The 25,286-nt window shown below is 61.3% G+C and carries 25 protein-coding genes and 1 pseudogene; 15 read left to right on the top strand and 11 right to left on the bottom strand.

The window, feature by feature from the left end:
- Positions 1-9: 9 nt before the first annotated feature.
- Positions 10-378 (top strand): DUF4870 domain-containing protein, encoded by a 369-nt coding sequence (locus C0058_RS31735; protein ID WP_003213278.1) that lies wholly within the window; start codon positions 10-12, stop codon positions 376-378.
- Between the two features lie 58 nt (positions 379-436).
- On the opposite strand, the gene C0058_RS31730 is transcribed toward C0058_RS31735, so the two are convergent.
- A complete protein-coding gene (locus C0058_RS31730; protein WP_003176915.1) occupies positions 437-1,216 on the bottom strand; it encodes an exodeoxyribonuclease III in 780 nt (259 codons plus the stop codon).
- 82 nt (positions 1,217-1,298) lie between these two features.
- On the opposite strand from C0058_RS31730, the gene pyrE reads away from it, so the two are divergent.
- Positions 1,299-1,943: an orotate phosphoribosyltransferase gene (gene pyrE, locus C0058_RS31725; RefSeq protein WP_003213276.1), complete on the top strand. Its 645-nt coding sequence runs from the start codon at positions 1,299-1,301 to the stop codon at positions 1,941-1,943.
- 168 nt (positions 1,944-2,111) lie between these two features.
- Here the strand turns inward: pyrE and argB are convergent, their stop codons facing one another.
- From argB to coaBC, 4 genes and pseudogenes are all read right to left on the bottom strand, one after another.
- Positions 2,112-3,017 (bottom strand): acetylglutamate kinase, encoded by a 906-nt coding sequence (argB, locus tag C0058_RS31720; RefSeq protein ID WP_003213275.1) that lies wholly within the window; start codon positions 3,015-3,017, stop codon positions 2,112-2,114.
- A 19-nt stretch (positions 3,018-3,036) separates the two neighbouring features.
- Positions 3,037-4,413 (bottom strand): annotated as a pseudogene (locus C0058_RS31715) (phosphomannomutase/phosphoglucomutase); the annotation flags it as partial.
- Between the two features lie 296 nt (positions 4,414-4,709).
- Positions 4,710-5,165, bottom strand: coding sequence for a dUTP diphosphatase (gene dut / locus C0058_RS31705; protein WP_003213270.1), 456 nt, complete (start codon positions 5,163-5,165; stop codon positions 4,710-4,712).
- 5 nt (positions 5,166-5,170) lie between these two features.
- Positions 5,171-6,379: a bifunctional phosphopantothenoylcysteine decarboxylase/phosphopantothenate--cysteine ligase CoaBC gene (coaBC, locus tag C0058_RS31700; RefSeq protein ID WP_008439425.1), complete on the bottom strand. Its 1,209-nt coding sequence runs from the start codon at positions 6,377-6,379 to the stop codon at positions 5,171-5,173.
- Positions 6,380-6,509: 130 nt separating this feature from the next.
- Here coaBC and radC point away from each other — a divergent pair, with 130 nt between their 5' ends.
- Positions 6,510-7,184 (top strand): DNA repair protein RadC, encoded by a 675-nt coding sequence (radC, locus tag C0058_RS31695; RefSeq protein WP_087693709.1) that lies wholly within the window; start codon positions 6,510-6,512, stop codon positions 7,182-7,184.
- Positions 7,185-7,212: 28 nt separating this feature from the next.
- On the opposite strand, the gene C0058_RS31690 is transcribed toward radC, so the two are convergent.
- Positions 7,213-8,805, bottom strand: a complete 1,593-nt coding sequence (locus C0058_RS31690; RefSeq protein ID WP_003213265.1) for an ABC transporter substrate-binding protein — start codon at positions 8,803-8,805, stop codon at positions 7,213-7,215.
- Positions 8,806-9,263: 458 nt separating this feature from the next.
- Between C0058_RS31690 and rpmB the strand changes: the two genes are divergently transcribed.
- On the top strand, positions 9,264-9,497 hold the full coding sequence (rpmB, locus tag C0058_RS31685; RefSeq protein WP_003213263.1) for a 50S ribosomal protein L28: 234 nt from the start codon (positions 9,264-9,266) through the stop codon (positions 9,495-9,497).
- Between the two features lie 11 nt (positions 9,498-9,508).
- The gene (rpmG, locus tag C0058_RS31680; protein WP_003176906.1) at positions 9,509-9,664 is read left to right on the top strand and encodes a 50S ribosomal protein L33; all 156 of its coding nucleotides are present in this window, start codon (positions 9,509-9,511) and stop codon (positions 9,662-9,664) included.
- Between the two features lie 70 nt (positions 9,665-9,734).
- On the opposite strand, the gene C0058_RS31675 is transcribed toward rpmG, so the two are convergent.
- Entirely contained in the window at positions 9,735-10,097 is a 363-nt protein-coding gene (locus C0058_RS31675) for a cupin domain-containing protein (protein ID WP_003213261.1), read from the bottom strand.
- A gap of 230 nt (positions 10,098-10,327) precedes the next feature.
- On the opposite strand from C0058_RS31675, the gene C0058_RS31670 reads away from it, so the two are divergent.
- Positions 10,328-11,821, top strand: coding sequence for an aldehyde dehydrogenase (locus C0058_RS31670; RefSeq protein WP_003213259.1), 1,494 nt, complete (start codon positions 10,328-10,330; stop codon positions 11,819-11,821).
- Positions 11,822-11,977: 156 nt separating this feature from the next.
- Positions 11,978-13,120 (top strand): MFS transporter, encoded by a 1,143-nt coding sequence (locus C0058_RS31665; RefSeq protein WP_102370161.1) that lies wholly within the window; start codon positions 11,978-11,980, stop codon positions 13,118-13,120.
- A gap of 124 nt (positions 13,121-13,244) precedes the next feature.
- Here C0058_RS31665 and C0058_RS31660 read toward each other — a convergent pair whose 3' ends face one another.
- Positions 13,245-14,810: a phospholipase D family protein gene (locus C0058_RS31660; RefSeq protein WP_102370314.1), complete on the bottom strand. Its 1,566-nt coding sequence runs from the start codon at positions 14,808-14,810 to the stop codon at positions 13,245-13,247.
- A 62-nt stretch (positions 14,811-14,872) separates the two neighbouring features.
- Positions 14,873-16,297: a PLP-dependent aminotransferase family protein gene (locus tag C0058_RS31655; RefSeq protein ID WP_102370160.1), complete on the bottom strand. Its 1,425-nt coding sequence runs from the start codon at positions 16,295-16,297 to the stop codon at positions 14,873-14,875.
- A 165-nt stretch (positions 16,298-16,462) separates the two neighbouring features.
- On the opposite strand from C0058_RS31655, the gene C0058_RS31650 reads away from it, so the two are divergent.
- Positions 16,463-16,699, top strand: a complete 237-nt coding sequence (locus C0058_RS31650; RefSeq protein WP_023659297.1) for a DUF1127 domain-containing protein — start codon at positions 16,463-16,465, stop codon at positions 16,697-16,699.
- A gap of 1 nt (position 16,700) precedes the next feature.
- Here the strand turns inward: C0058_RS31650 and C0058_RS31645 are convergent, their stop codons facing one another.
- Entirely contained in the window at positions 16,701-17,993 is a 1,293-nt protein-coding gene (locus C0058_RS31645; RefSeq protein ID WP_102370159.1) for an FAD-binding oxidoreductase, read from the bottom strand.
- Between the two features lie 115 nt (positions 17,994-18,108).
- Between C0058_RS31645 and C0058_RS31640 the strand changes: the two genes are divergently transcribed.
- Positions 18,109-18,462: a YkgJ family cysteine cluster protein gene (locus C0058_RS31640; RefSeq protein WP_003208747.1), complete on the top strand. Its 354-nt coding sequence runs from the start codon at positions 18,109-18,111 to the stop codon at positions 18,460-18,462.
- 38 nt (positions 18,463-18,500) lie between these two features.
- Here C0058_RS31640 and C0058_RS31635 read toward each other — a convergent pair whose 3' ends face one another.
- Entirely contained in the window at positions 18,501-18,989 is a 489-nt protein-coding gene (locus C0058_RS31635; RefSeq protein ID WP_003206849.1) for an Lrp/AsnC ligand binding domain-containing protein, read from the bottom strand.
- Positions 18,990-19,145: 156 nt separating this feature from the next.
- Between C0058_RS31635 and dadA the strand changes: the two genes are divergently transcribed.
- From dadA to C0058_RS31605, 6 genes are all read left to right on the top strand, one after another.
- Positions 19,146-20,447, top strand: a complete 1,302-nt coding sequence (dadA, locus tag C0058_RS31630) for a D-amino acid dehydrogenase (protein ID WP_003208750.1) — start codon at positions 19,146-19,148, stop codon at positions 20,445-20,447.
- Complete coding sequence (locus C0058_RS31625; RefSeq protein WP_003208752.1) at positions 20,419-20,772, top strand: RidA family protein; 354 nt, start codon at positions 20,419-20,421, stop codon at positions 20,770-20,772. Before dadA ends, C0058_RS31625 begins: the two co-directional genes overlap by 29 nt.
- An 80-nt stretch (positions 20,773-20,852) precedes the next feature.
- Positions 20,853-21,929 (top strand): alanine racemase, encoded by a 1,077-nt coding sequence (gene alr / locus C0058_RS31620; protein ID WP_102370158.1) that lies wholly within the window; start codon positions 20,853-20,855, stop codon positions 21,927-21,929.
- Between the two features lie 116 nt (positions 21,930-22,045).
- Positions 22,046-22,594, top strand: a complete 549-nt coding sequence (locus C0058_RS31615; RefSeq protein ID WP_003208755.1) for a cupin domain-containing protein — start codon at positions 22,046-22,048, stop codon at positions 22,592-22,594.
- 182 nt (positions 22,595-22,776) lie between these two features.
- Positions 22,777-23,196: a cytochrome c5 family protein gene (locus C0058_RS31610; RefSeq protein ID WP_102370157.1), complete on the top strand. Its 420-nt coding sequence runs from the start codon at positions 22,777-22,779 to the stop codon at positions 23,194-23,196.
- Positions 23,197-23,331: 135 nt separating this feature from the next.
- Complete coding sequence (locus C0058_RS31605; RefSeq protein WP_003208758.1) at positions 23,332-25,254, top strand: acetyl-CoA hydrolase/transferase C-terminal domain-containing protein; 1,923 nt, start codon at positions 23,332-23,334, stop codon at positions 25,252-25,254.
- Positions 25,255-25,286: the final 32 nt, after the last annotated feature.

Below are 25,286 nucleotides of genomic sequence, written 5' to 3'. Positions count from 1 at the left end.
AGCGACGCCATGAGTGACAGCCAACTTCCACTGCCGACACCGTCCAAGGAAGTTCGCCAGTGGGCGATGCTCTGTCATTTTGCGGCGTTCTTCGGGCTGATGTTCCCGTTCGGCAGCCTGCTGGGGCCCTTGATTCTCTGGCAGGTGAAGAAGGATGCAGACCCGTTCATTGATGACCAGGGCAAGGAAGCGCTGAATTTCCAGATCACCGTGGGCATTGCCTGGGCGGTCTGCTTCCTGCTGGGTTTTATCGTGATCGGCTTCGTGTTGATGACCGTGCTGGTGATCGGCGCGGTGGTGATGACGATCATTGCGGGCATCAAGGCCAACAAGGGCGTGGCTTATCGTTATCCGTGGACATTGCGGTTGATCAAATAACCACCGCCCACAAAAAAACCGACAGCGATGTCGGTTTTTTTGTGCCTGGAAAAAGACCTTAGATGGTCAAGGTCCAGTCGTAGTCCACGATCAGCGGCGCGTGCTGCGAGAAGCGCGGCTGGCGTGGCAGACGTGCGCTGCGCACGAAGCGACGCAAGCCTGGCGTCAGCAGCTGGTAGTCAAAACGCCAGCCGAGGTTGAGCATCTCGGCCTGTTCGTTATCCGGCCACCAGCTGTACTGGTCGCCTTCGCGGCTGACTTCCCGCAGGGCATCGACATAGCCCATGTTGCCGACAATCTCGTCCATCCAGGCCCGTTCCGGCGCCAGGAAGCCCGGGGATTGCTGGCTGTCGCGCCAGTTCTTGATATCCAGCTTCTGTTGCGCCACGTACAGCGAGCCACAGTAAATGTACTCGCGACGTTTGCGCCGCTGTTTATCCAGATAACGGGCGAAGTCGTCCATTAGCTTGAACTTCTGGTTCAAGTCTTCATCGCCATTCTGCCCTGATGGAAGCAGCAAGGTCGCAATGCTGACCTTATCGAAATCGGCTTGCAGGTAGCGCCCGTAGCGGTCGGCTGTCTCGAAGCCGAGGCCGCTGATGACCGCCTTGGGTTGCAACCGCGAATACAAAGCCACGCCGCCTTGGGCGGGAACTTCGGCATCACAGGCATAAAGGAAGTAGCCATCCAGTTGGAAGGCTGGGTCGTCCAGTTCAAAGGCGGAGGCGCGGGTGTCCTGCAGGCAGATGACGTCGGCATTCTGGGCTTGCAGCCAACTGAGCAAACCACGCTCGACTGCAGCCTGAATACCATTGACGTTCACACTGATGATCCGCATAAATGGCCCCAAAAATCGCGTGCGTGTATGATACACGCCGTCTACCTAATTAGCTAAATCCGTGGTATCTGAGGCTTTTTTCATGCAGGCGTATCAACGCGATTTCATTCGTTTTGCCATCGATCGCGGCGTATTGCGCTTCGGTGAGTTCACTTTGAAGTCCGGGCGCACCAGCCCTTACTTCTTCAATGCCGGCCTTTTCAACTCGGGTTCTGCCCTGGCGCAGCTGGGTCGTTTCTATGCGGCCGCCATCGTTGAAAGCGGCATTTCCTTCGACGTGCTGTTCGGCCCTGCCTACAAAGGCATCCCCCTGGCGGCCGCGACCGCCGTGGCGTTGGCTGAACATCACGAGCTGGATCTGCCTTGGTGCTTCAACCGCAAGGAAGCCAAGGCCCACGGCGAAGGCGGTAGCCTCGTGGGTGCGCCGCTCAAGGGCGACGTGCTGATCATCGACGACGTGATCACTGCCGGTACGGCGATTCGCGAAGTGATGCAGATCATCGCTTCCCAGGACGGCGCCAAGGCGGCCGGCGTGTTGATCGCGCTGAACCGCCAGGAGCGCGGCAACGGTGAATTGTCGGCGATCCAGGAAGTGGAACGTGATTTCGCGATTCCGGTGGTGAGCATCGTGTCCCTGAACCAGGTGTTGCAGTTCCTGGAAGATGACCCGCAGCTCAAGCAGCATTTGCCGGCGGTCAAGGCTTATCGCGAGCAGTTCGGCGTTTAGAAGATCCATGTGGGAGCGGGCTTGCTCGCGAATACGGCTTGTCAGTTGATATATGTGTCGACTGACCCGCCGCTTTCGCGAGCAAGCCCGCTCCCACATTTTTAGACCGAGTACATAGAAAAGGCCCCGTTCAATCGAATTGAACGGGGCCTTTTTGTTTACCAGCGCTTAGGGGCGCTTGCGGTTGCTGATCAGGGTACCCACACCGGTATCGGTGAAGATTTCCAGCAGGATCGCATTCGGCACCCGGCCATCCAGGATCAACGAGCTGCCAACGCCGCCTTGCACCGCTTCCAGCGCGCAGCGGATCTTCGGCAGCATGCCGCCGTAGATGGTGCCGTCGGCGATCAGGTCGTCCACTTGCTGGGTCGTCAGGCCGGTCAAGACCTTGCCTTCCTTGTCCATCAAGCCGGCGATGTTGGTGAGCAGCATCAGCTTCTCGGCCTTCAGCGCCTCGGCCACCTTGCCGGCCACGAGGTCGGCGTTGATGTTGTAGGACTCACCGTTGGCACCGACACCGATCGGCGCGATCACCGGAATGAAATCGCCTTTCACCAGCAGGTTCAGCAGGTCGGTGTTGATGCCGATCACTTCGCCCACCTGGCCGATGTCGATGATTTCCGGCTGGGTCATCTCCGGGGTCTTGCGGGTCACGGTGAGCTTCTTCGCCCGGATCAGTTCGGCGTCCTTGCCGGTCAGGCCGATGGCGCTGCCGCCGTGGCGGTTGATCAGGTTGACGATGTCTTTGTTCACCTGGCCGCCCAGGACCATCTCTACCACGTCCATGGTCTGGGCGTCGGTCACACGCATGCCGTCGATGAAGTGACTCTCGATGGACAGGCGCTTGAGCAGGTCACCGATTTGCGGGCCGCCACCGTGCACCACCACCGGGTTGATCCCGACGGCTTTCATCAACACGATGTCGCGGGCAAAGCCGGTTTTCAGCTCGTCGCTTTCCATGGCATTGCCGCCGTACTTGATCACCAGCGTCTTGCCGACGTAGCGTCGAATGTAAGGCAACGCTTCGGAAAGGACCTTGGCGGTATTGGCGGCGGCTTCGCGTTCGAGGGTCATTCAGGGCTCCGGTAAAAAATCAGAACGGTAATTGGAGATCAGGGGCAACACGTTTCAACTGGGCGTGGAACACGTCCTTGATGCGCTGCAACTCAGCCTCGGTATCCGCCTCGAAACGCAGCACCAGCACCGGTGTGGTGTTGGATGCGCGAACCAGGCCCCAGCCTTTGGCGTAATCGACTCGCACACCATCAATGCTGGTCAGGTCGGCGCCTTCGCCCCATTGCGCATCGTGCAGTGCGTCAATGATGCTGAATTTGCTCTCCTCGGTCACATGGATATTGATCTCTGGCGTAGAAATATCATTCGGGAAGGTCTGGAACAGCTCCTGCGCGGTCGATTTTTCCTTGCTGAGGATCTCCAGCAGACGAGCGGCGCTGTAAATGCCGTCGTCAAAGCCGAACCAGCGCTCCTTGAAGAACACATGGCCGCTCATTTCGCCGGCCAATAGCGCGCCGGTTTCTTTCATTTTCTTTTTGATCAACGAGTGGCCAGTCTTCCACATTAGCGGGCGACCGCCGTATTCCTTGATCAGCGGTGTGAGGCGGCGGGTGCACTTCACGTCGAAGATAATTTCGGCACCTGGGTTGCGCGCAACCACGTCGCGGGCAAACAGCATCAGCAGGCGGTCCGCAAACACGTTTTCGCCGGTGTCCGTCACCACGCCAACGCGGTCGCCGTCACCGTCGAAGGCCAGGCCGACGTCAGCCCCGGTCTCCTTGACCTTGGCGATCAGGTCCACCAGGTTCTCGGGCTTGCCTGGATCCGGGTGATGGTTCGGGAAGTTGCCGTCGACGTCACAGAACAGCGGGATCACTTCGCAGTTCAGGGCTTCGAGCAGTTGCGGGGCGATCACGCCGGCCGCGCCATTGCCGCAGTCCACCACCACTTTGAGGCGGCGCGCGAGTTTGACGTCGCCGGTGATTTGGTCAGAGTAGCGCTGCAGGATGTCGACTTTGGTGACGCTGCCTTCGCCGCTGGTCAGGTCGTTGGTCTTCAGGCGGGTGTGCAGGGCCTGGATCTGTTCGTTGGCGAGGGTATCGCCAGCGATGACGATCTTGAAGCCGTTGTAGTCCGACGGGTTATGGCTGCCGGTGAGCATCACGCCCGACTTGCCGGCCAGTACGTTGGCTGCGTAGTACAGCGCAGGCGTCGGCACCAGGCCCACGTCGCTGACGTGGCAACCGCTGTCGGCCAGGCCCTGGATCAGTTGCTCGACCAGTTCGGGGCCGGACAGGCGGCCATCACGGCCTACGGAAACGTTGGGCTCGCCCTGTGCCAGGCTCTGGGAGCCAATGGCGCGGCCGATCCAGTAGGCGGTCTCGGCGGTCAGGGTCTTGGGGACCACGCCACGAATGTCATAGGCGCGGAAAATGCTGTCGGGAAATGTCGGGGCGACTCGGGCTGGGTTGCTCATTGCGGGGGGAACTCCATCGATAAGGGGCTGGGCTGGCCTCAAGGGTGCTGACCGGCAGGCTCAAACTGAAGGGTAAGACGGCGTTTTTGGCATAGAGTTCGTGGTGCAAAAGTGCCATCGGCGCCGAAGCTCCGCCCTTTTGCCCGCTTAATGCCCTGATTTCACTGGGGAAACCTTGCTGGTAAGTTCCGCGCATTCTTCATCCTGAAAGGCCATGCGTTGGCATCAGGCCGGGTGAGGCACCCGGCTTGTTCGGCTAAGTCAATTCAGCTTAGTCAGTGGCTGCCGGAATGCCCGAAGCCACCTGCGCCGCGTTGTGTTTCGTCGAACTCTTCGACCAGCTCGAAGTGCGCCTGCACCACCGGTACCAGCACGAGTTGGGCAATGCGCTCGCCGACGGCGATATTGAACGCGGTCTGGCCACGGTTCCAGCAGGACACCATCAACTCGCCCTGGTAGTCCGAGTCGATCAGCCCCACCAGGTTGCCGAGGACGATGCCGTGTTTGTGGCCCAGGCCGGAGCGCGGCAGGATCAGCGCCGCCAGGCCCGGGTCGCCCACGTAGATCGACAGGCCGGTCGGAATCAGAATGGTCTGGCCTGGTTCAAGCACGGTGTCCTGCTTGAGCATGGCACGCAGGTCGAGGCCGGCGGAGCCTGGTGTGGCGTAGGCCGGCAGCGGGAATTCGTTGCCGATGCGGGGGTCGAGGATCTTGGCTTGCAAAGCGTGCATGGAAATTAAACCTGGTTCAGCCGTTGGGCGATAAAAGAGATCAGTTGGCGGGCAATCTTGCCCTTGCTGGTCTGGGCGAAAACGGTAGCGTGCAACTCGCGGTCGATCACGCTGATGGCATTTTCCTCACTGTTGAAGCCGATGCTCGGGTTGGCGACATCGTTGGCGACAATCAGGTCGAGGTTTTTGTCTTTCAATTTGCGTGCGGCATAGTCCAGCAAATGCTCGGTTTCGGCGGCAAAACCGACGCTGAACGGGCGGTCCTCACGGGTGGCGATGGTCGCCAGGATGTCCGGGTTACGGACCATTTGCAGGAGCAGGCCGTCGCCGCTTGTAGGGTCTTTCTTGAGTTTCTGCGGTGCAACCACCTCGGGGCGGTAGTCCGCTACCGCAGCCGAAGCGATGAACAGATCGCAGGGAATCGCCGCTTCACAGGCCGCCAGCATGTCGCGGGCGCTGACTACGTCGATTCGGGTGACGCGATCCGGGGTCGGCAGATGCACCGGGCCGGTGATCAACGTCACACGGGCGCCTGCCTCGACCGCCGCTTCCGCCAGGGCAAAGCCCATTTTTCCTGAGCTATGGTTGGTGATGTAGCGCACCGGGTCGATGTTTTCCTGGGTCGGGCCGGCGGTGATCAGCACGTGCTTGCCGGTCAGGGCCAGGTGCTGGAAGCAGTCGGCGGCGCAGTGGGCCAGGTCGGTGGCTTCGAGCATGCGGCCCATGCCCACGTCGCCGCAGGCCTGGCTGCCGGAGGCCGGGCCGAAAACCTTGAGGCCGCGGCTTTGCAGGAGTTGGGTGTTGGCCTGGGTGGCCGGGTCGCGCCACATGGCCTGGTTCATGGCCGGGGCGATCGCGACGGTGGCGTCGGTGGCCAGTACCAGGGTGGTCAGCAGGTCGTCGGCAATGCCTTGGGCCAGGCGGGCGATCAGGTCGGCGGTGGCCGGGGCAATCAGCACCAGGTCGGCCCACTTGGCCAGCTCGATGTGGCCCATGGCGGCTTCGGCCGCAGGGTCCAGCAGGTCGAGGTGCACCGGGTGGCCGGACAAGGCTTGCATGGTCAACGGGGTGATGAATTCACTGCCGCCACGGGTCATGACCACGCGCACTTCGGCGCCTTGGTCGAGAAGCCTGCGAACCAGCTCTGCGCTCTTGTAGGCGGCAATGCCGCCGCCGACGCCGAGAACGATGCGTTTCCGATACAGACGCTGCATTGGCTTGCCTTTCCAGTTCAGTGATGGCGTTGCGATGCCCCCTCCCCAGGTGAAATCGCACGCAAAAAGATGGCCTAAGATACCACAGCGTCCGCCATGCAACAGCGGCGCACATGCACACGGAGGTGCCATGAGTATTCGCGATTGGCCTGCGGCAGAGCGTCCGCGGGAGAAGCTGTTGGAGCTGGGAGCGGAGAACCTTTCCGACGCGGAATTGCTGGCGATTTTCCTGCGCACCGGGGTGTCAGGCAAAAGTGCCGTGGACCTGGCGCGCCATCTGCTGGCGCAATTTGGCAGCCTTCGGGCGCTGATGGAGGCGAGGCAGCCGGTGTTCAGCCAGCATTTGGGGTTGGGGCCGGCGAAGTTCGCCCAGCTTCAAGCCGTACTGGAGATGGCGCGCCGTCATTTGGCTGAACGCCTGCGCAACGATTCGGTGCTGGAAAGCCCGGAGGCCGTGCGCGACTACCTCAAGGCACTGCTGCGCCACGAGCCTCACGAGATATTCGGCTGCCTGTTTCTCGACGCCAAGCATCGAGTGCTGGGTTTCGAAAAGCTGTTTCAAGGCACCATCGACAACGCCATCGTCTACCCGCGACAAGTGGTGAAGCGCGCGCTGGACTACAACGCCGCGGCGCTGATCCTGTGCCACAACCATCCTTCCGGCAGCCCCGAGCCCAGCATCGCTGATCGAAAATTGACCAAGGTGCTGCAAAAGGCGCTGGAGATGGTGGACGTGCGTGTGCTGGACCACATCATTGTGGGGGAGGGTGACCCGCTGTCGATGGCGGAATTTGGGTGGATGTAGGGGCTGGCATGCCAGCCCCTGGCAGGGGTCAGGGCTTGACGCTGACCTTGGAGTAATCCTGGCGCCCGAACGGGCTCACCTGATACCCCTCGACATTCTTGCGGGTCAGCGCAAACGCGGTCGGGTGCGCCAGTGGCAGCCAGAGCGCCTGTTGCTGGATCTGCGCCTGGGCCTGCTGGTACAGCTTGCTGCGCACGCCTTGTTCGCTGGTGGTCTTGCCGGCGCTGATCAGCTTGTCCAGCGCCGGGTCGCAGTAGCGGGCAAAGTTGGTCCCGGACTTCACGGCCGCGCAGGAGAACTGCGGCGTCAGGAAGTTATCCGGGTCGCCGTTGTCACCGGCCCAGCCCATGAACAGCAAGTCGTGCTCGCCGGCCTTGGCGCGGCGGATCAGTTCGCCCCACTCGATCACACGGATTTCAGCCTGGATGCCGACCTTGGCCAGGTCCGCCTGCAGCAGTTGTGCGCCCAGGCTGGGGTTGGGGTTCAGCAGGCTGCCCGACGGCCGGGTCCAGATCGTGGTCTTGAAGCCATCCTTGAGCCCGGCGCGATCCAGCAGTTGCTTGGCCTTGGCAATGTCCTGCGGATAGCCCGGCAGGTCCTTGGCATAGCTCCAGGTATTGGGTGGGTAAGGGCCGTTGGCGGCTTCGGCGGTGCCTTCGAATACGGCCTTCAGATAGCTGGCCTTGTCGAAGGCCAGGTTGATCGCCTGGCGAACTTCCGGCTTGTCCAGTGGCGGATGCTGGCTGTTGATGGCGACAAACGCGGTCATGAAGGCCGCGGTTTTCTCGACCTTCAGGTCGGCGTCTTTCTGGGCGGCATCAATATCCAGGGGCTTGGGCGACAAGGCGATCTGGCACTCGTCGCGACGCAGTCTCTGCAGGCGCACGTTGGCGTCCGGGGTGATCGCAAAGATCAGGTTATCCACCGCAGGCTTGCCGGCGAAGTAATCCGGGTTGGCCTTGTAGCGAATCGTCGCGTCCTTCTGGAAGCGCCCGAAAATGAACGGCCCGGTGCCGATAGGCTGGCTGTTGAGCTTCTCCGGGGTGCCGGCCTTGAGCAGTTTGTCGGCATATTCCGCCGGGTAGATCGAGGCAAAGCCCATGCTCAAGGCGGCGAGGAAGGTCGAATCGGCGTGGTCCAGGGTGAAGCGCACGGTCAGCGGGTCGAGGGCGTCGATCTTCTTGATCAGCGTGGGCAACTGCAGCGACTGGGCGTGGGGGAAGCCGCTCTGGGCGATCTTGTGCCAGGGGTTGGCCGGGTCGAGCATGCGCTCGAAGCTGAAGCGCACGTCTTCGGCGGTCAGGCTGCGGCTTGGCGTGAAGTAGTCAGTGCGGTGGAATTTAACGTCCGGGTGCAGCTTGAAGGTGTAGGTGAGGCCGTCCGGCGACACTTCCCAGCTGTCCGCGAGGCTCGGGACCAGCTTGCCGCTGGTGGCGTCGAAGTCCACCAGGCGGTTCATCAATACGTCTGCCGAGGCGTTGGTGGTGGTCAGCGAGTTGTATTGCACCACGTCGAAGCCTTCGGGGCTGGCTTCGGTGCAGACGCTCAGGGTAGTGGCCGCCTGGGCGTGTGCAGCAATAAAAAGAGGGGCTAGCAATAGCGGTAGGGCAGCGAGGCGCATATTCGGTTTCCTTTGCAGATCGAAGGCCCATCTGCGAGTGCAGTCTGGAAAAGTCCTACCGTAGTGGGCTGATTGACAAATGACTAGCCCATTTTTGCCTGTGCTTTTGCCGCAAATACTGTTTTGATGGCGCCTCAGGTCGTTTTGCCGAGCACTTTGCAGTGCGCGCGGGCGCTGTAAATCATTCTGTGCGACGAGCGGTTAGCTTCTATAGCGGCCCACCCTGGCAACGGTTCAGGCGTCCATGGCCTGGATTTACGCGTATAAAAGTACACGGCCTGTTGTTGCACTGGGGTCTTTCTGGTATAAAGCAGCGCTCTTTTCTAGGGGCCCGGTTCCTTCGCTAGTAGGTGTAGCCGGTAAGACCCTAAAGAAACGCGGCGCCTGGCGCCAAATGACTGAGAGATTAAGCGGCCAACCCATGCCGGGTTGGGCATGTGGTTTTAGAGGGCTGAGGCATGTCGAGAGTCTGTCAAGTTACCGGTAAGGGTCCGGTGACTGGGAATAACATTTCCCACGCAAACAACAAAACCCGTCGTCGTTTCCTGCCAAACCTGCAGCATCACCGCTTTTGGGTTGAAGAAGAGAAACGTTTTGTTCGTCTGCGCGTATCTGCCAAAGGCATGCGTGTTATCGACAAGCGCGGCATCACTGTCGTGCTGGCCGAACTGCGCCGCGACGGCAAAATCTAAGGAGCTAAATCATGCGTGAATTGATTCGAATGATCTCTAGCGCCGGTACTGGTCACTTCTACACTACCGACAAGAACAAGCGTACTACCCCGGACAAGCTCGAAAAGAAAATGTTCGACCCGCGCGTTCGCAAGCACGTGATCTACAAAGAAGGCAAAATCAAGTAATTGGTTTTCTTTCTTGTGAAAAAAAGCCCGTATCTCACGATGCGGGCTTTTTTTTGTGCCTGATAAATGATCAGGCCTTTTCTTCGAACACCACGTAGATCTTGCGGCAGGGTTCCAGCACTTCCCAGGTGCCGCTGAAGCCGGCCGGAATGACGAAGCGATCACCGGCCCGCAAGGTCTTGGCGTTGCCGTCGGCATCGCGCAACACCGAAACACCCTGCACGATCTCGCAATACTCATGCTCGGTGTAGTTGACCTTCCACTGTCCGACTTCACCTTCCCAGACCCCGGCGCTCATCTGGCCGCACGGACTGTTGTAGTGGTTGTAGACGGTTTGCTCCGGGTCGCCCTTGAGGATTTTCTCCGCAGCCGGACGGTAGCGATCAGGCTCGGTCCTGGCCTGGCTGAAGTCGACGATATTCTGGATGTTCATGGGCGTGTCCCGTCTGGCCTGCGGTTGGAGAGCTCAAAGTCTATGTTTATTAAAATGAACATCGCAAGGGCGTTTGCTGCCGTTATGTCAAATATATTGAAACATCCATCGCCGCTGGTTTAGGGTGGCAGCTGCCTTGAGCCGAACAGCTGGCTGGCCGGGCAAGAATTCTTCGAAGGTGCCTGGGTACATCGCCCGGCCCTTGTATTCAATAAGAGGAGGACACTCGCATGACCACCCTGACCCGTGCCGACTGGGAACAACGCGCCAAGGATCTGAAGATCGAAGGCCGCGCCTACATCAATGGCGAATACACCGCCGCCGTTTCCGGCGACACGTTCGAATGCCTGAGCCCAGTCGATGGCCGCCTGCTGGCAACCGTTGCCAGCTGTGACGTCGCCGACGCCCAGCGTGCCGTAGAAAACGCCCGTGCCACGTTCAATTCCGGTGCCTGGTCGCGCCTGGCGCCAGCCAAGCGCAAAGCCACCATGATCCGTTTCGCCGGCCTGCTCAAGGCCAACGCCGAAGAGCTGGCACTGCTTGAAACTCTGGACATGGGCAAGCCGATCAGCGACTCCCTGAACATCGACGTCCCAGGCGCGGCGCAAGCGCTGAGCTGGAGCGGCGAGGCCATCGACAAGATCTACGATGAAGTCGCAGCCACCCCTCACGACCAGCTGGGCCTTGTGACCCGTGAGCCCGTCGGCGTTGTCGCGGCCATCGTGCCGTGGAACTTCCCGCTGATGATGGCCTGCTGGAAACTCGGGCCGGCGTTGTCCACCGGTAACTCGGTGATCCTCAAGCCGTCTGAAAAATCACCGCTGACCGCCATCCGCATCGCTGCCCTCGCGGTTGAGGCCGGCATCCCGAAAGGCGTGTTCAACGTGCTGCCGGGTTATGGCCATACCGTGGGCAACGCCCTGGCGCTGCACATGGACGTCGACACCCTGGTATTCACCGGTTCCACCAAGATCGCCAAGCAACTGCTGATTCGCTCCGGCGAGTCGAACATGAAGCGCGTCTGGCTGGAAGCTGGCGGCAAGAGCCCGAACATCGTGTTTGCCGATGCCCCGGACCTGCAAGCCGCCGCCGAATCCGCGGCTGGCGCTATCGCCTTCAACCAGGGCGAAGTGTGCACCGCCGGTTCGCGCCTGCTGGTGGAGCGTTCGATCAAGGATAAATTCCTGCCGCTGGTGATCGAGGCCCTCAAGGCCTGGAAGCCGGGCAACCCGCTCGACCCGGCCACCACGGTCGGTGCGCTGGTGGATACCCAGCAGATGAACACCGTGCTGTCGTACATCGAAGCCGGGCATGCCGATGGCGCCAAGCTGGTGGCCGGCGGCAAGCGCACGCTGCAGGAAAGCGGTGGCACCTATGTCGAGCCGACGATTTTCGACGGCGTGACCAACGCCATGAAGATCGCCCAGGAAGAAATCTTCGGCCCGGTGCTGTCGGTGATTGCCTTCGACAGCGTGGAAGAAGCCATTGCGATCGCCAACGACACCCAATACGGCCTGGCCGCTGCGGTGTGGACGTCGAACATCTCCAAGGCGCACCTGACTGCCAAGGCCCTGCGTGCCGGCAGCGTATGGGTCAACCAGTACGATGGCGGCGACATGACCGCACCGTTCGGTGGTTTCAAGCAGTCGGGTAACGGCCGCGACAAGTCGCTGCACGCGTTCGACAAGTACACCGAGCTGAAGGCGACCTGGATCAAGTTGTAAGCCTCCAGGAACACCGCTGTAAAAAATGTGGGAGCGGGCTTGCTCGCGAATGAGGTATCACAGTCGCTGATGTATTGACTGGTACACCGCATTCGCGAGCAAGCCCGCTCCCACACTGTTTTGTGTGATCTCCAAATCATCCACAGGAGCGTGGAAATGCGTTGGGCGACCTATTTCGCCGTGTTGGCGTCGGTCTTGAGCGTGGGCCTGGCCTTGGGCGTGAGCATGCCGCTGGTGTCCCTGCGCCTGGAAAGCTGGGGCTATGGCAGCTTCGCCATCGGAGTCATGGCGGCGATGCCGGCCTTCGGTGTGCTGCTGGGTGCCAAGGTCTCCAGCGGCCTGGCCTCGCGCCTGGGCACGGCGAACCTGATGCGCCTGTGCCTGTGGGCGGGGGCGATTTCCATCGGCTTGCTGGCGGTATTGCCCAGCTACCCGGTATGGCTGGTGTTGCGGCTGATGATCGGGGTGATCCTGACCATCGTGTTTATCCTCGGCGAAAGCTGGATCAACCAACTGGTGATCGAACGCTGGCGCGGCCGTCTGGTGGCGCTGTATGGCTGCAGCTATGCCTTGAGCCAGCTGTCGGGCCCGCTGCTGCTGGGCGCGCTGGGTACGGACAACGATATTGGCTTCTGGGTGGGTGTCGGTCTGCTGACGTGCTCGCCGATCCTGCTGCTGGGCCGTTCCGGTGCGCCGACTGCCGAGTCTTTCAGCGTGACCTTTGGCGACCTGCTGCGCTTCTGCCAGGGCTTGCCGGCGATTGCCTGGGCGGTGGCGTTGTTCGCCGCATTCGAGGCGATGATTCTTACGTTGTTGCCGGTGTATTGCCTGCAACAGGGTTTCACCGCCGAGATTGCCCTGGCGATGGTCAGCACGGTGGTGGTCGGTGATGCGTTGCTGCAACTGCCGATTGGCGCGCTGGCGGACTACCTGCCTCGGCGCACGCTGTTTCTCGGCTGCGCGCTGATGCTGCTGGTGACGAGCCTGGCGATTCCGCTGTTGCTCGATACGCTGATGATCTGGCCGGTGTGGGTGCTGTTCGGGGCCAGCGCCGGCGGGTTATTCACCCTGTCGCTGATCCTGATTGGCGAGCGCTACCGCGACGACGCGCTGGTGCGCGCCAATGCGCATATCGCGCAGCTGTGGGGCATTGGCTGCCTGATCGGCCCGCTGGTGGCCGGTGCCGGCAGCCAGTGGATCAGCGGGCATGCGTTGCCGTTGTTGATGGCGGCGGGGGCGTTGGGGTTGGTGATCCTGTTGCTGCGCCAAGGTGCGTTCGGCGCCGCACAACCCGCCTGAACTTGAAATGCGATCACCTGTGGGAGCCGGGCTTGCCCGCGATGGCGGAGTGTCAGCACCGGATACGTAAACTGACACTCCGCCATCGCAGGCAAGCCAGCTCCCACAGGTCCCGTCGCTGTTCTTAAAGCATGCGTTCCAGCCCGACGGATGTGGCAAACCAGGCATTGAACCGGCGCCACCAACTGCCGGGTTCGCGGGTCAGGGTGTGCAGTTGGCCGTTGTCTTCGGTCACCCATACCACCTGGCCATCCTGCAGCTTCGCCTGGTAGCTCAACGGGGGCGCCATGCCCTCCAGTGCCAGGTTGCGCACGTGTTCCGCCAGTTCGGGACTGTCCACCAGCACCCCGACTTCGGTGTTCCACAGCACCGAGCGCGGGTCGAAGTTGAATGAGCCGATGAAGGATTTCTCCCGATCAAAGATGATCGCCTTGCTGTGCAGGCTGGAATCCGAACCGTGGAATGTACCTTTGCGGAACAGATGAGGTCCGCTGCCGCCACCGTCTCCCGGCTGGCGGCGCAACTCGTATAGCTTCACCCCGTGTTCCAGCAGCGCCTTGCGATAGGGGGCATAACCGCCGTGCACGGCCGGTACGTCGGTGGCTTCCAGGGAATTGGTCAGCAGGCTTACCGATACGCCGGCGTCCGCACGCCCGGTCAGGTACACCAGCCCGGGCTGCCCGGGCACGAAGTAAGCCGAAATCATCATCAGCTCATGGCTGACACCTTCCAACTCCGGCGCCAGTTGGGTCGTCAGCAGCAGCCGTGGATCCGGATCGGCCTTGGCCAGCACCTTGCTCGGCGCATCCCACAGTGCCTGGTTCCAGGCCCAGATCAGCTCACGGCGCCAGATGTCCATGCGCGGCTGGGTCTTGTAGGTGCGCAGGCGGTTGTACAGGGCATGGTTTTGTTGGCGAGACTCGGCAAGGGAATCTTCCAGGCGTACGCGGGCGCTGGCCAGGTCGCCTTTGGAAGCGCTGCTGACGAAGTCACCAATGGGTTTGCTCAGGGCACTGTTCCAGTACTGATCGAAACTGTGGCCCAGTTGCTCGGCCACCGGGCCCACGCTGAGCATGTCGATATCGGTGAAGTTGAGGTTGGGCTCGGCGTCGAAATACTCATCCCCCAGGTTGCGCCCGCCGACGATGGCCACGCTGTTGTCTGCCAGCCACAGCTTGTTGTGCATGCGCCGGTGTTGCAGCGACAGGTCGAACAGCCGCGCCATGGCCCGCGTCACGCCGGTGCTGCGGCCCAGGTGCAGCGGGTTGAACAGGCGAATCTGGATCTGCGGCGGGTGGGCGGCGAGGGTGGCGATGATCTGGTCCAGGCCGTCGCTGGTGGTGTCGTCCAGCAGGATGCGCACGCGCACGCCACGGTCGGCGGCCTTGAGCAGTTCATCCACGAGCATGCGGGTGCTGATGCCGTCGTGGACGATGTAGTACTGCAAGTCGAGGCTGGTCTGGGCGTTGCGGATCAGTTCGGCGCGGGCCATGAAGGCTTCGCTGCTGTTGGGCAGCAGGCGGAACCCGGAGCGGCCTTTGTAGGGAGCGGCCTGGGCCTGGATCGAGCGGCCGAAGGAAGATTCGCTGGCCGGCAGCGCCTCGCTGGGTGTGCGTGGCGCGTCGATGGTGGCGCAGCCGCCCAGGGCCAGGATGCCCAGCAGGAAAAACGGTAATAGCCGGTGGGTCATCAATGACATGGGTTCCGAATCAGGGCGATTGTCGGCATATGACGGCTATTTCCCGTAAAAGGTCAGTCCATCGCTTCGGCCAGCAACCGGCTGGCGGTCGCGCCGACCTTGCGTACAGCCTCTTCAATCTGCGGCGTTGGTTTGGCAGCGTAGTTCATGCGCAGGCAGTTCCTGTACTTGCCGGAGGCGGAAAAGATACTTCCCACTGCAATCTGTACACCTTCATCCACCAGCAGCCGGTTGAGTTTCAGGGTATCGAAGCCTTCCGGCAGTTCCACCCACAGCATGAAACTGCCCTGGGGGCGGCTGGCGCGGGTGCCCGCCGGGAAATAGCGGCTGACCCAATCGAGCATCAGGTCGCGATTGCGCTGGTATTGCGTGCGCATCCGCCGCAAATGTGGCTCGAAATGTCCACCTTTCAGAAACTCGGCAATTGCGATCTGCGGCTGGGTCGCGGTGGAGCCGGTGCTGATGTATTTCATGTGCAGCACACGCTCCAGATAGCGACCGGGTGCGACCCAGCCAATCCGCAGGCCGGGTGCGAGGGTCTTCGAGAAAGAGCTGCACAGTACGACGCGGCCATCTTCGTCGAAGGACTTGATGGTGCGTGGCCGCGGGTAGCTGTAGGCCAGTTCGCCATACACGTCGTCTTCGATGATCGCCACGTCAAAGCGCTGGGCCAGGGTCAGCAGTGCGCGTTTGCGCGACTCCGGCATGATGTAGCCCAGTGGGTTGTTGCAGTTGGGGGTCAACTGTATGACTTTGATCGGCCATTGTTCCAGTGCCAGTTCCAGCGCTTCCAGGCTGATACCGGTGAGTGGGTCGGTGGGGATTTCCAGGGCTTTCATGCCCAGGCCCTTCAGTGTTTGCATGGCGCCGTGGAAGCTTGGCGAGTCGACGGCAACGATGTCGCCGGGCTCGCAAATGGCGTGGATGCTGGCAGACAGGGCCTCGTGGCAGCCGGTGGTGATCACCAGGTCCTGGGGCGTCAGTTGGCAGCCTGAGTCGAGCATCAGGCGGGCAATTTGTTCACGCAGGTCCAGGTTGCCGTGGATAGTGTCGTAATACAGCCCCGGCATGTCCTGGCGCCGACTGATCCGGGCGAGGCTGCGTAGCAGGGGTTTCATGGTCGGCGACAATACATCCGGCATGCCCCGGCCCAACTGTATGGCGTCTTTGCGTGGCACCGCGCGGATCAGCTCCAGCACTTGGTCCCACTGGGAAATTTCCACCGGGCGCTGGGCCGGGCGGCCTACGGCGGGCAATGCCGGCAAGTCGCGGCCCACCGGTACGAAGTAGCCGGATTTGGGTTTGGGCATCGCCAGGCCGTTGTCTTCCAGTACGCGGTAGGCCTGCTGCACGGTGCTCAGGCTGACCCCATGCTCCACACTCAAGGCCCGAACTGACGGCAATCTGTCGCCCGGGCGATAGAAGCCCTGCTCGATGCGCGTGCCCAACAGTTCGGCGAGGTTGACGTATAGGGTCATGGCGGTGCTTCCCGGTTACCAGTACAGATAGGCTGAAAATACAGGATTCAGCGGCCGATAGGCAGTATCTGTATGGATTTAATACAGGGTGGTTGAATCTGTCATGGTTTTACGCGCCGGCTCATCCTACGTACTCATGGCAACACGTTAATGAGGGGCAGGAAAATGAGCGGTATGAGCGATGTGCGGTTGGCGTTACACAGTCAGGAACTGGAAGCCGGGCAGGAGCGGCGCATGGCGGCGCGTACCAAGGCCCCCACACTCAGTTCATGGGCGTTGTTCTGGCACCGCATGCATACGCGCAAAACCTTGCTGGAGCTGACCCCCGAGCAACTGCGAGACGTGGGCCTGAGTGCCGAGCAGGCGCGCCGGGAAGGCTTGAAGCCCTTCTGGCGCGGCTGATTCAGACCAGTTCTTTCAATCGGTGCCAGAGCATTCCCAGCGCCAGCAGCGGCGAGCGCAAATGCTTGCCGCCCGGGAAAGTGATGTGCGGCACCTTGGCAAACAGATCAAAGCGCCCGCTTTGCTGGCCGCTGATGGCTTCGCCCAACAGTTTGCCTGCCAGGTGGGTGGCGTTGAGGCCATGGCCGGCATAGGCCTGGGCGAAATACACATTGGGCTGGTCGGCCAGTCGGCCAATCTGCGGCAGGCGGTTGGCGCCAATGCCGATCATCCCGCCCCACTGGTAGTCGATTTTCACGTTGGCCAGTTGTGGGAACACCTGCAGCATTTTCGGACGCATATAGGCACCGATGTCCTTCGGATCCCGTCCGGAGTAATGGCAGGCACCGCCGAACAGCAAGCGTCGGTCGGCTGACAGCCGGAAGTAATCCACCGTCACCCGCTGGTCACACACCGCCATGTTTTGCGGCAGCAACTCGGCTGCCTGGGCTTCGCTCAAGGGCTCGGTGGCGATGATGTAGCTGCCGGCGGGCAGCACCTTGCCGCTCAGATGCGGGTTCAGGCCGTTCAAATAAGCATTGCAGCCCAGCACCAGGGTCTTGGCGCGCACATTGCCCTGGGCGGTGTGTACGTTGACCTCCGGGCCGTAATCGATCCGCACCGCCTCGGAATGCTCGAACAACCGGACGCCCAACTGCTGTGCAGCGGCTGCCTCGCCGAGGGCCAGGTTCAGCGGGTGCAGGTGGCCAGAGCCCATGTCGATCATGCCGCCAACATAGCGGTTGGAACCGATCACGCTGCGCATTTCGCCCGCTTGCAGCAGGCGCACTTCGTGGCGATAACCGAGGCTTCGCAGCTCTTCGGCGTCGGCGGCCAGGTGTTCCAGGTCGCGGGGTTTGTTGGCCAGGTCGCAGTAGCCCCAGGTCAGGTCGCAGGCGATCTGCGAACGCTCGACCCGCTGGCGCACGATTTCCACGGCTTCCAGGCCCATCAATTTCATCTGGCGCACGCCCTCGGTGCCGATGACGTTGGTGAACTGATCCAGGCCATGACCGACGCCACGAATCAGTTGCCCGCCATTGCGCCCGCTGGCGCCCCAGGCAATCTTGCGGGCTTCCAGCAGGACCACGCTGAAACCCCGTTCGGCCAGTTCCAGAGCGGTGTTGAGCCCCGAAAAGCCGCCGCCGACCACGCACACATCGGCCAAGATTTCACCTGTCAGCACCGGATAATCAGGCTGCGGGAAACTGCTGGCGGCGTAGTAGGAATTGGCGTGCCGGGCGCTGGCGGTCATGGGGAGCATCCCTGTTTGGAAAATTTGACGCAGGATACAGCGGTCGGGCGAAGCTGTCTCACCGGGGGCTTTTAGGGCAGAATCCACGCCTATTCGCCGTTCGGTCCCTGTGTCGATGAGTTGCAACAGTCAGAAAGTCAACGCGCTGCGCCGGCAGATTCCCTCGTTCGAGTGTGTCCCGGGTTGCCACGACTGCTGTGGGCCGGTGACCACGTCCCCCGAGGAAATGTCGCGCCTGCCGCGCAAGACCGCTGCCGAGCAGGAAGCGGCGATGGACGAACTCAACTGCGTGCACCTTGGCCCCAATGGCTGCACCGTGTACGACGAGCGCCCGCTGATTTGCCGCTTGTTCGGCACCACGCCGACCTTGCCATGCCCCAACGACCGCCGCCCGGTGGAGTTGATCCACCCACGGGTGGAAAAGCAGATTCATGCGTACATGGCGTCGACGCGTCAGGTATTGGTCTAGCGGATGTCCCCGCTCCCACATTGGCCTGTGGTGCTGTCTTAATCCGGGATCGGCAGGTTCAGGCTCTCTTTCACCTCTTCCATCACGATATAGCTCTTGGACTCCCGTACGTGGGGCAGCTTGAGCAGGATATCGCCGAGCAACTTGCGGTACGACGCCATCTCCGAAATGCGCGCCTTCACCAGATAGTCGAAATCCCCCGACACCAGGTGGCACTCCAGCACGTGGGGCAGTTTCAGCACGGCGCGTCGGAATTCTTCAAAGGTGTCGCCGGACTTGTAGTCGAGGCTGATCTCGACAAACACCAGCAGGCTGCCCTTCAGATGCTGCGGGTTGAGCCGGGCGTTGTAGCCCATGATGATCCCTTCGCGCTCCAGGCGCCGGACCCGCTCGGTGCACGGCGTAGTCGACAGCCCGACCTTTTCCCCCAGTTCAGTAAACGAAATTCGCCCGTCGGCCTGCAGGATGCGCAGGATGTTGCGGTCGATCTTGTCCAGCTCCCGCTTGGTCTGAGTGTTGGTCCGCATAGGGGATGCTCCTCCGTGAAAAGGGTTTTTGCCGAGATTTGTCGCCAAATATAGGCAGTTATATAGTGAAATGCACTGGTGATTGCTTTTTATACTGCCCACATCTTTGTGCTGAACAACAAACGTCAGCGGTCAAGCCGTGATGAGGGAATAAAAATGCGCGTTCTGGTCTTGGGTAGCGGTGTCATTGGCGTGGCCAGTGCCTACTATTTGGCACGAGCTGGTTTTGAAGTGGTCGTGGTCGACCGTCAGCCGGCTGTGGCCATGGAGACCAGTTTCGCCAACGCCGGGCAGATCTCGCCGGGCTATGCCTCGCCATGGGCTGCGCCGGGTGTGCCGCTCAAGGCCATCAAATGGCTGCTGGAGCGCCATGCGCCCCTGGCGATCAAGGCCACCGCCGATATCGACCAGTACCTGTGGATGGCGCAAATGCTGCGTAACTGCACCGCCAGCCGTTATGCGGTGAACAAGGAGCGCATGGTGCGCCTGTCCGAATACAGCCGCGATTGCATCGACGAGCTGCGTGCCGAGACCGGCATCGCCTACGAAGGGCGCACTTTGGGGACTACCCAACTGTTCCGTACCCAGGCTCAGCTGGACGGTGCTGCCAAGGACATCGCGGTATTGAAAGAGTCCGGTGTGCCTTACGAGCTGCTGGACCGCGCCGGGATTGCCCGCGTCGAGCCGGCCCTGGCGAGCGTCACCGATATTCTTGCCGGTGCCCTGCGCCTGCCGAACGACCAGACCGGCGACTGTCAGATGTTTACCACCCGCCTTGCCGACATGTGCAAGCAACTGGGTGTCGAATTCCGCTTCGAGCAAGATATCCAGCGCCTGGACTACGCCGGTGACCGGATCAACGGCGTGTGGATCGACGGCAAGCTGGAAACTGCCGACCGCTACGTGCTGGCCCTCGGCAGCTACTCGCCGAAATTGCTCAAGCCGCTGGGAATCAAGGCGCCGGTGTACCCGCTCAAGGGTTACTCGATGACCGTGCCGATCACCAACCCGGCGATGGCCCCGACCTCGACCATTCTCGATGAGACCTACAAGGTCGCGATCACCCGTTTCGACAACCGTATTCGCGTCGGTGGCATGGCTGAGATAGCCGGTTTTGACCTGTCGCTGAACCCGCGTCGGCGGGAAACCCTGGAGATGATCGTCAACGACCTTTATCCTCAGGGCGGTGATTTGAGCCAGGCCAGCTTCTGGACCGGCCTGCGCCCGACCACGCCAGACGGCACGCCGATTGTCGGTGCTACCCCGTTCAAAAACCTGTTCCTGAACACCGGCCACGGCACCCTCGGTTGGACCATGGCCTGTGGCTCTGGTCGTTTGCTGGCCGACCTGATGGCGAAGAAAACCCCGCAAATCAGTGCCGAAGGCCTCGATATTTCCCGTTATGGCAACCACCAGGAGTCCGCAAAACATGTCAATCCAGCGCCAGCTCACCAATGAGCGCATGAGCCAGATCGTTGTTCACAGCGGTACCGTGTATCTGGCAGGGCAGGTCGGCGACGACATGAGTGCCGGGATTGAACAGCAGACCCGCGAAACCCTCGTCAACATCGAGCGTTTGCTGGACCTGGCCGGTACCGACAAGACCAAGCTGCTGTCGGTGACCATCTACCTGAAAGACATTGACGCCGATTTCGCCGGGATGAACGCGGTATGGGACAAGTGGCTGCCAAAAGGCGTCGCGCCGGCCCGTGCCACGGTTGAAGCGAAACTCTGCGAACCGGAAATCCTGGTGGAGCTGTCGGTTGTGGCCGCTCTGCCGTAAGCAAAAAATCCTCTCCCGGTGCCTGCGTTGTCAGCGGGTACCGGTTTTTTCTTCCCACCGCCGCCTAGAAGCCTGCCGCCATGCGTCCTGCCCGTGCCCTGATCGACCTCCAAGCCCTGCGCCATAACTACCAACTGGCCCGTGAAGTCACGGGTGGGGCCAAGGCCCTCGCCGTGATCAAGGCGGATGCCTACGGCCACGGTGCCGTGCGTGTTGCCCAGGCGCTGGAAGCCGAGGCGGACGGGTTTGCCGTGGCCTGCATCGAGGAAGCGCTGGAGCTGCGGGCTGCCGGGATTCGCGGGCCGGTGCTGTTGCTCGAAGGTTTTTTCGAAGCCGACGAGCTGCCGCTGATCATCGAGCATGATTTCTGGTGCGTGGTGCATTCGCTGTGGCAGCTGGACGCGATTGAACAGGCGCAACTCAGCAAGCCGCTGACCGTCTGGCTCAAGCTTGATTCGGGCATGCACCGCGTTGGCTTGCACCCCAAGGATTATCACGACGCTTACCAGCGCCTGCTGGCCAGCGGCAAAGTCGCGAAGATCGTGCTGATGAGCCACTTCGCCCGCGCCGATGAGCTGGACAGCACCAGCAGCGAAGAGCAAGTAGCGGTGTTTGAAGCGGCGCGCCAGGGCTTGTCGGCCCAGGTCAGCCTGCGCAACTCGCCGTCGGTGCTGGGCTGGCCGAACGTTTCCAGTGACTGGGTACGCCCGGGCATCATGCTCTACGGCGCCACGCCGTTTGGCGAAGACCAGGCCATCGCCGCGCGTTTGCAGCCGGTGATGACCCTCGAATCGAAAGTCATCTGCGTACGTGAACTGCCGGCCGGCGAACCTGTGGGCTACGGCGCCAGGTTCATTACCCCGAAACCGATGCGCATCGGGGTAGTTGCCATGGGCTACGCCGACGGCTACCCGCGCCACGCACCCACCGGCACCCCGGTGCTGGTGGCCGGCCAGCGCAGCCAGTTGCTGGGCCGTGTGTCGATGGACATGCTGTGTGTCGACCTGACCGACGTGCCCCAGGCCGGGCTCGGTTCCACCGTCGAATTGTGGGGCAAAAACATCCTCGCCAGTGACGTTGCCACCGCCGCCGACACCATTCCGTACCAGATCTTCTGCAACCTGCGCCGAGTGCCACGGCTCTATTCCGGCGCTTGAGCGGCACCCACGAATGGCAGATCCCGGGATTTAGGCCAAAGTGTTGTAAATACTGAACGCTGTCGCCATGATAACGCTCAATTACAACAACGCCTGAATCCTAGGAGGCTCCTGCATTGGACGTCGGCGAACGACTGCAATCCATCCGTAAACTGAAAGGTCTTTCCCAGCGTGAGCTAGCCAAGCGCGCGGGCGTCACCAACAGCACCATTTCGATGATCGAGAAAAACAGTGTCAGCCCCTCCATCAGCTCCTTGCGCAAGGTGCTGGGCGGCATTCCCATGTCGATGGTGGAGTTCTTTTCCGAGGAGATCCTCCAGGAAAAACCGACCCAGATCGTCTATAAAGCCAATGAGCTGATCGATATCTCCGACGGCGCCGTCACCATGAAACTGGTGGGCCGCGCGCACCCGAGCCGGGCGATTGCGTTCCTCAACGAGATCTACCCGCCAGGTGCTGATACCGGCGAAGAGATGCTCACCCACGAGGGCGAGGAAACCGGGATCCTGGTAGAAGGTCGCCTGGAACTGGTGGTCGGCCTTGAAACTTTTGTGCTCGAAGCCGGCGATAGCTACTACTTTGAAAGCACCAAGCCGCACCGTTTTCGCAATCCGTTCGAAGTGCCGGCGCGACTAATCAGCGCAGCCACACCCGCGAACTTTTAAGAAAAGAGGCGTCCTGCCTATGTCGCAGAGACGCCCGCAGCAGCATTCTGTCTTGCTGAATCTCCCCTTGGTTAATAGGGTTGTTTCGGCGGGGCGGGCTAACCGTTATACTTTCGCCGCCTGCGAAACCGTGGCCGCAGGCGTGAATAGCCACCATTGAGGGTGAACGCGTGAACCTAATTATGAAAATGCTGGCTGCACCAGCAACCGTACTGGCCCTATGGGCTGTCAGCGCTCAAGCTGCGACCAATGATGAAATTGCCAAGCGCCTGGAGCCTGTAGGCCAGGTGTGCGTCCAGGGGCAAGAGTGCAAGGGGATGGAAGTGGCAGTGGCTGCGGGCGGCGGCGGCGGCGGTGCGAAATCGCCGGATGACGTAATCGCCAAGCACTGCAACGCTTGCCACGGTACCGGCCTGTTGGGCGCACCGAAAATCGGTGATACCGCCGCCTGGAAAGACCGCGCGGACCATCAGGGTGGCCTCGATGGCCTGCTGGCCAAGGCCATTACCGGTCTGAACGCCATGCCGCCAAAAGGCACCTGCGCCGATTGCTCGGATGCCGAGCTTAAAGGCGCGATCGAGAAGATGTCGGGTCTGAAATAAACCGATCTTCGCCAAAAGAGCCGCTGACCAGCGGCTTTTTTGTGCCCGCGATTTGCCTTTTGAGGCTGTTCTTTGCAGCAAAGACCCGGCAAGCTCGGTCCAACCCCAATTCATGGAATGTTCGGGAGAAGTCGGATGGTGCAGTTGTGTTCAATCGAGCAAGCAGTCGACGACGTACTGGCACGGCTGCCGGCGCATATTCACATGGGCATGCCCCTGGGCCTGGGCAAACCCAACCTGTTCGTCAACGCGCTGTACCGGCGTATCGCCAAGTTGCCGGACCGGGCGCTGACCATCTACACCGCCCTGGCCCTGGGTCGCCCTACCTTGGGCGATGGTTTGCAGAAGCGCTTTCTCGAGCCCTTTATCGAACGGGTCTTCGGTGACTATCCCGAGCTGGACTTCCTCGCCGCACTGCGCAAGGACAGCCTGCCGTCGAACATTCACGTGCAGCAGTTCTTCATGCAGCCCGGCAGTTTGCTCCACAGCCTTTCGGCGCAGCAGGATTACGTCAGCAGCAACTACAGCCACGCCGCCCGTGATATCAATGCCGCCGGCCTGAACCTCGTCGCGCAACTGGTGGCCAGCAGCGCCGAACATCCGGATCGCCTGAGCCTGAGCTGCAACCCCGACATCACCCTCGACCTGTTGCCGATGATCGCCAAGCGCCGCGAGGCCGGTGAAACCATCCTGGTGGTGGGCCAGGTTCACAGTGATTTGCCCTACATGCCCGGTGACGCCGAGCTGGGCATGGATGAGTTCGACTTCCTGATCGACGAGAAGGACAGCACCACGCTGTTCTCCACCCCGAACATGCCGGTGGGTTTCCAGGATCACTTTATCGGTTTGCACGCCAGCACCCTGGTGCGCGACGGCGGCACCTTGCAGATCGGCATCGGCTCCATGGGCGATGCACTGACTGCGGCCTTGCTGGCGCGCCAGGCCGATAACGAGGCGTATCGCCTGTTGCTTACCGACCTGGATGTGTACCAATGGGCACCGCTGATCAGCCACGAAGGCGGCGTCGCACCGTTTGCCCGTGGGCTGTACGGTTGCAGCGAAATGTTCGTCAACGGCCTGCTGGTGCTGGCCGATGCCGGGATTGTGCGGCGCAAGGTATACCCGGACGTCGCGACCCAGGAGCGGGCCAACGCCGGCACCCTGGACGAAGCGGCACAGACCGACGGTATCTCGGTGCATGGCGGCTTCTTCCTCGGGCCTCGTAGCTTTTACGAGCGTTTGCGGGACTTGCCGCAGAGCAAGCGCCTGGAATTCAACATGACCCGCATCAGCTACATCAACGAGCTGTACGGCCAGGAAGAACTCAAGCGTTTGCAGCGCCTGGATGCGCGCTTCATCAACAGCGCGTTTACCGTGACCCTGTTGGGCGCGGGCGTGGCCGACCAGTTGGAAGACGGCCGCGTGCTCAGCGGTGTTGGCGGGCAATACAACTTTGTCGCCCAGGGCCATGCGCTGGAAGGCGCGCGCTCGATCCTGATCCTGCGCAGCTGGCGCGAATCGGGCGGCGAGGTCAGTTCCAATATCGTCTGGGAATACGGGCACTGCACGATTCCCCGGCACCTGCGAGACATCGTCATCACCGAATACGGCATCGCGGATTTACGCGGGCAGACTGATGCCAGGGTGATCGAGGCGCTGCTGAATATCACCGACTCACGGTTCCAGGAAGATTTGATCGAACAGGCGCAGAAGGCCGGGAAGTTGCCGAAGGATTTCCAGCTGGATCCGCGGTTTGCCGACAACACGCCGGAGCGTTTGCAGGGGATTCAGGCGCGGCATCCACGGCTGTTCCCGGAGTATCCGCTGGGCAGTGACTTCACGGATGAAGAGCGGGATTTGTTGCGGGCGTTGAACTGGCTCAAGAGCAAATTCAAGCTGACGGAGATTCTGGAGCTGGGCAAGGCGGCGCTGGATGCACCGGAGCCGGAAGCGTTTCCCGAGCATTTGGTACGGATGCGACTGGATAAGCCGGAGGGGTTGAAGGAGGACTTGTATCAGCGCCTGTTGCTAGCGGGCCTACAAGCTACCGCGCACTAACAAACACAGGAGATCAAATGTGGGAGCGGGCT

This window comes from Pseudomonas sp. NC02, from assembly GCF_002874965.1.
Lineage (GTDB): Bacteria > Pseudomonadota > Gammaproteobacteria > Pseudomonadales > Pseudomonadaceae > Aquipseudomonas.
This window is presented reverse-complemented; position numbering and strand designations above follow the sequence as displayed.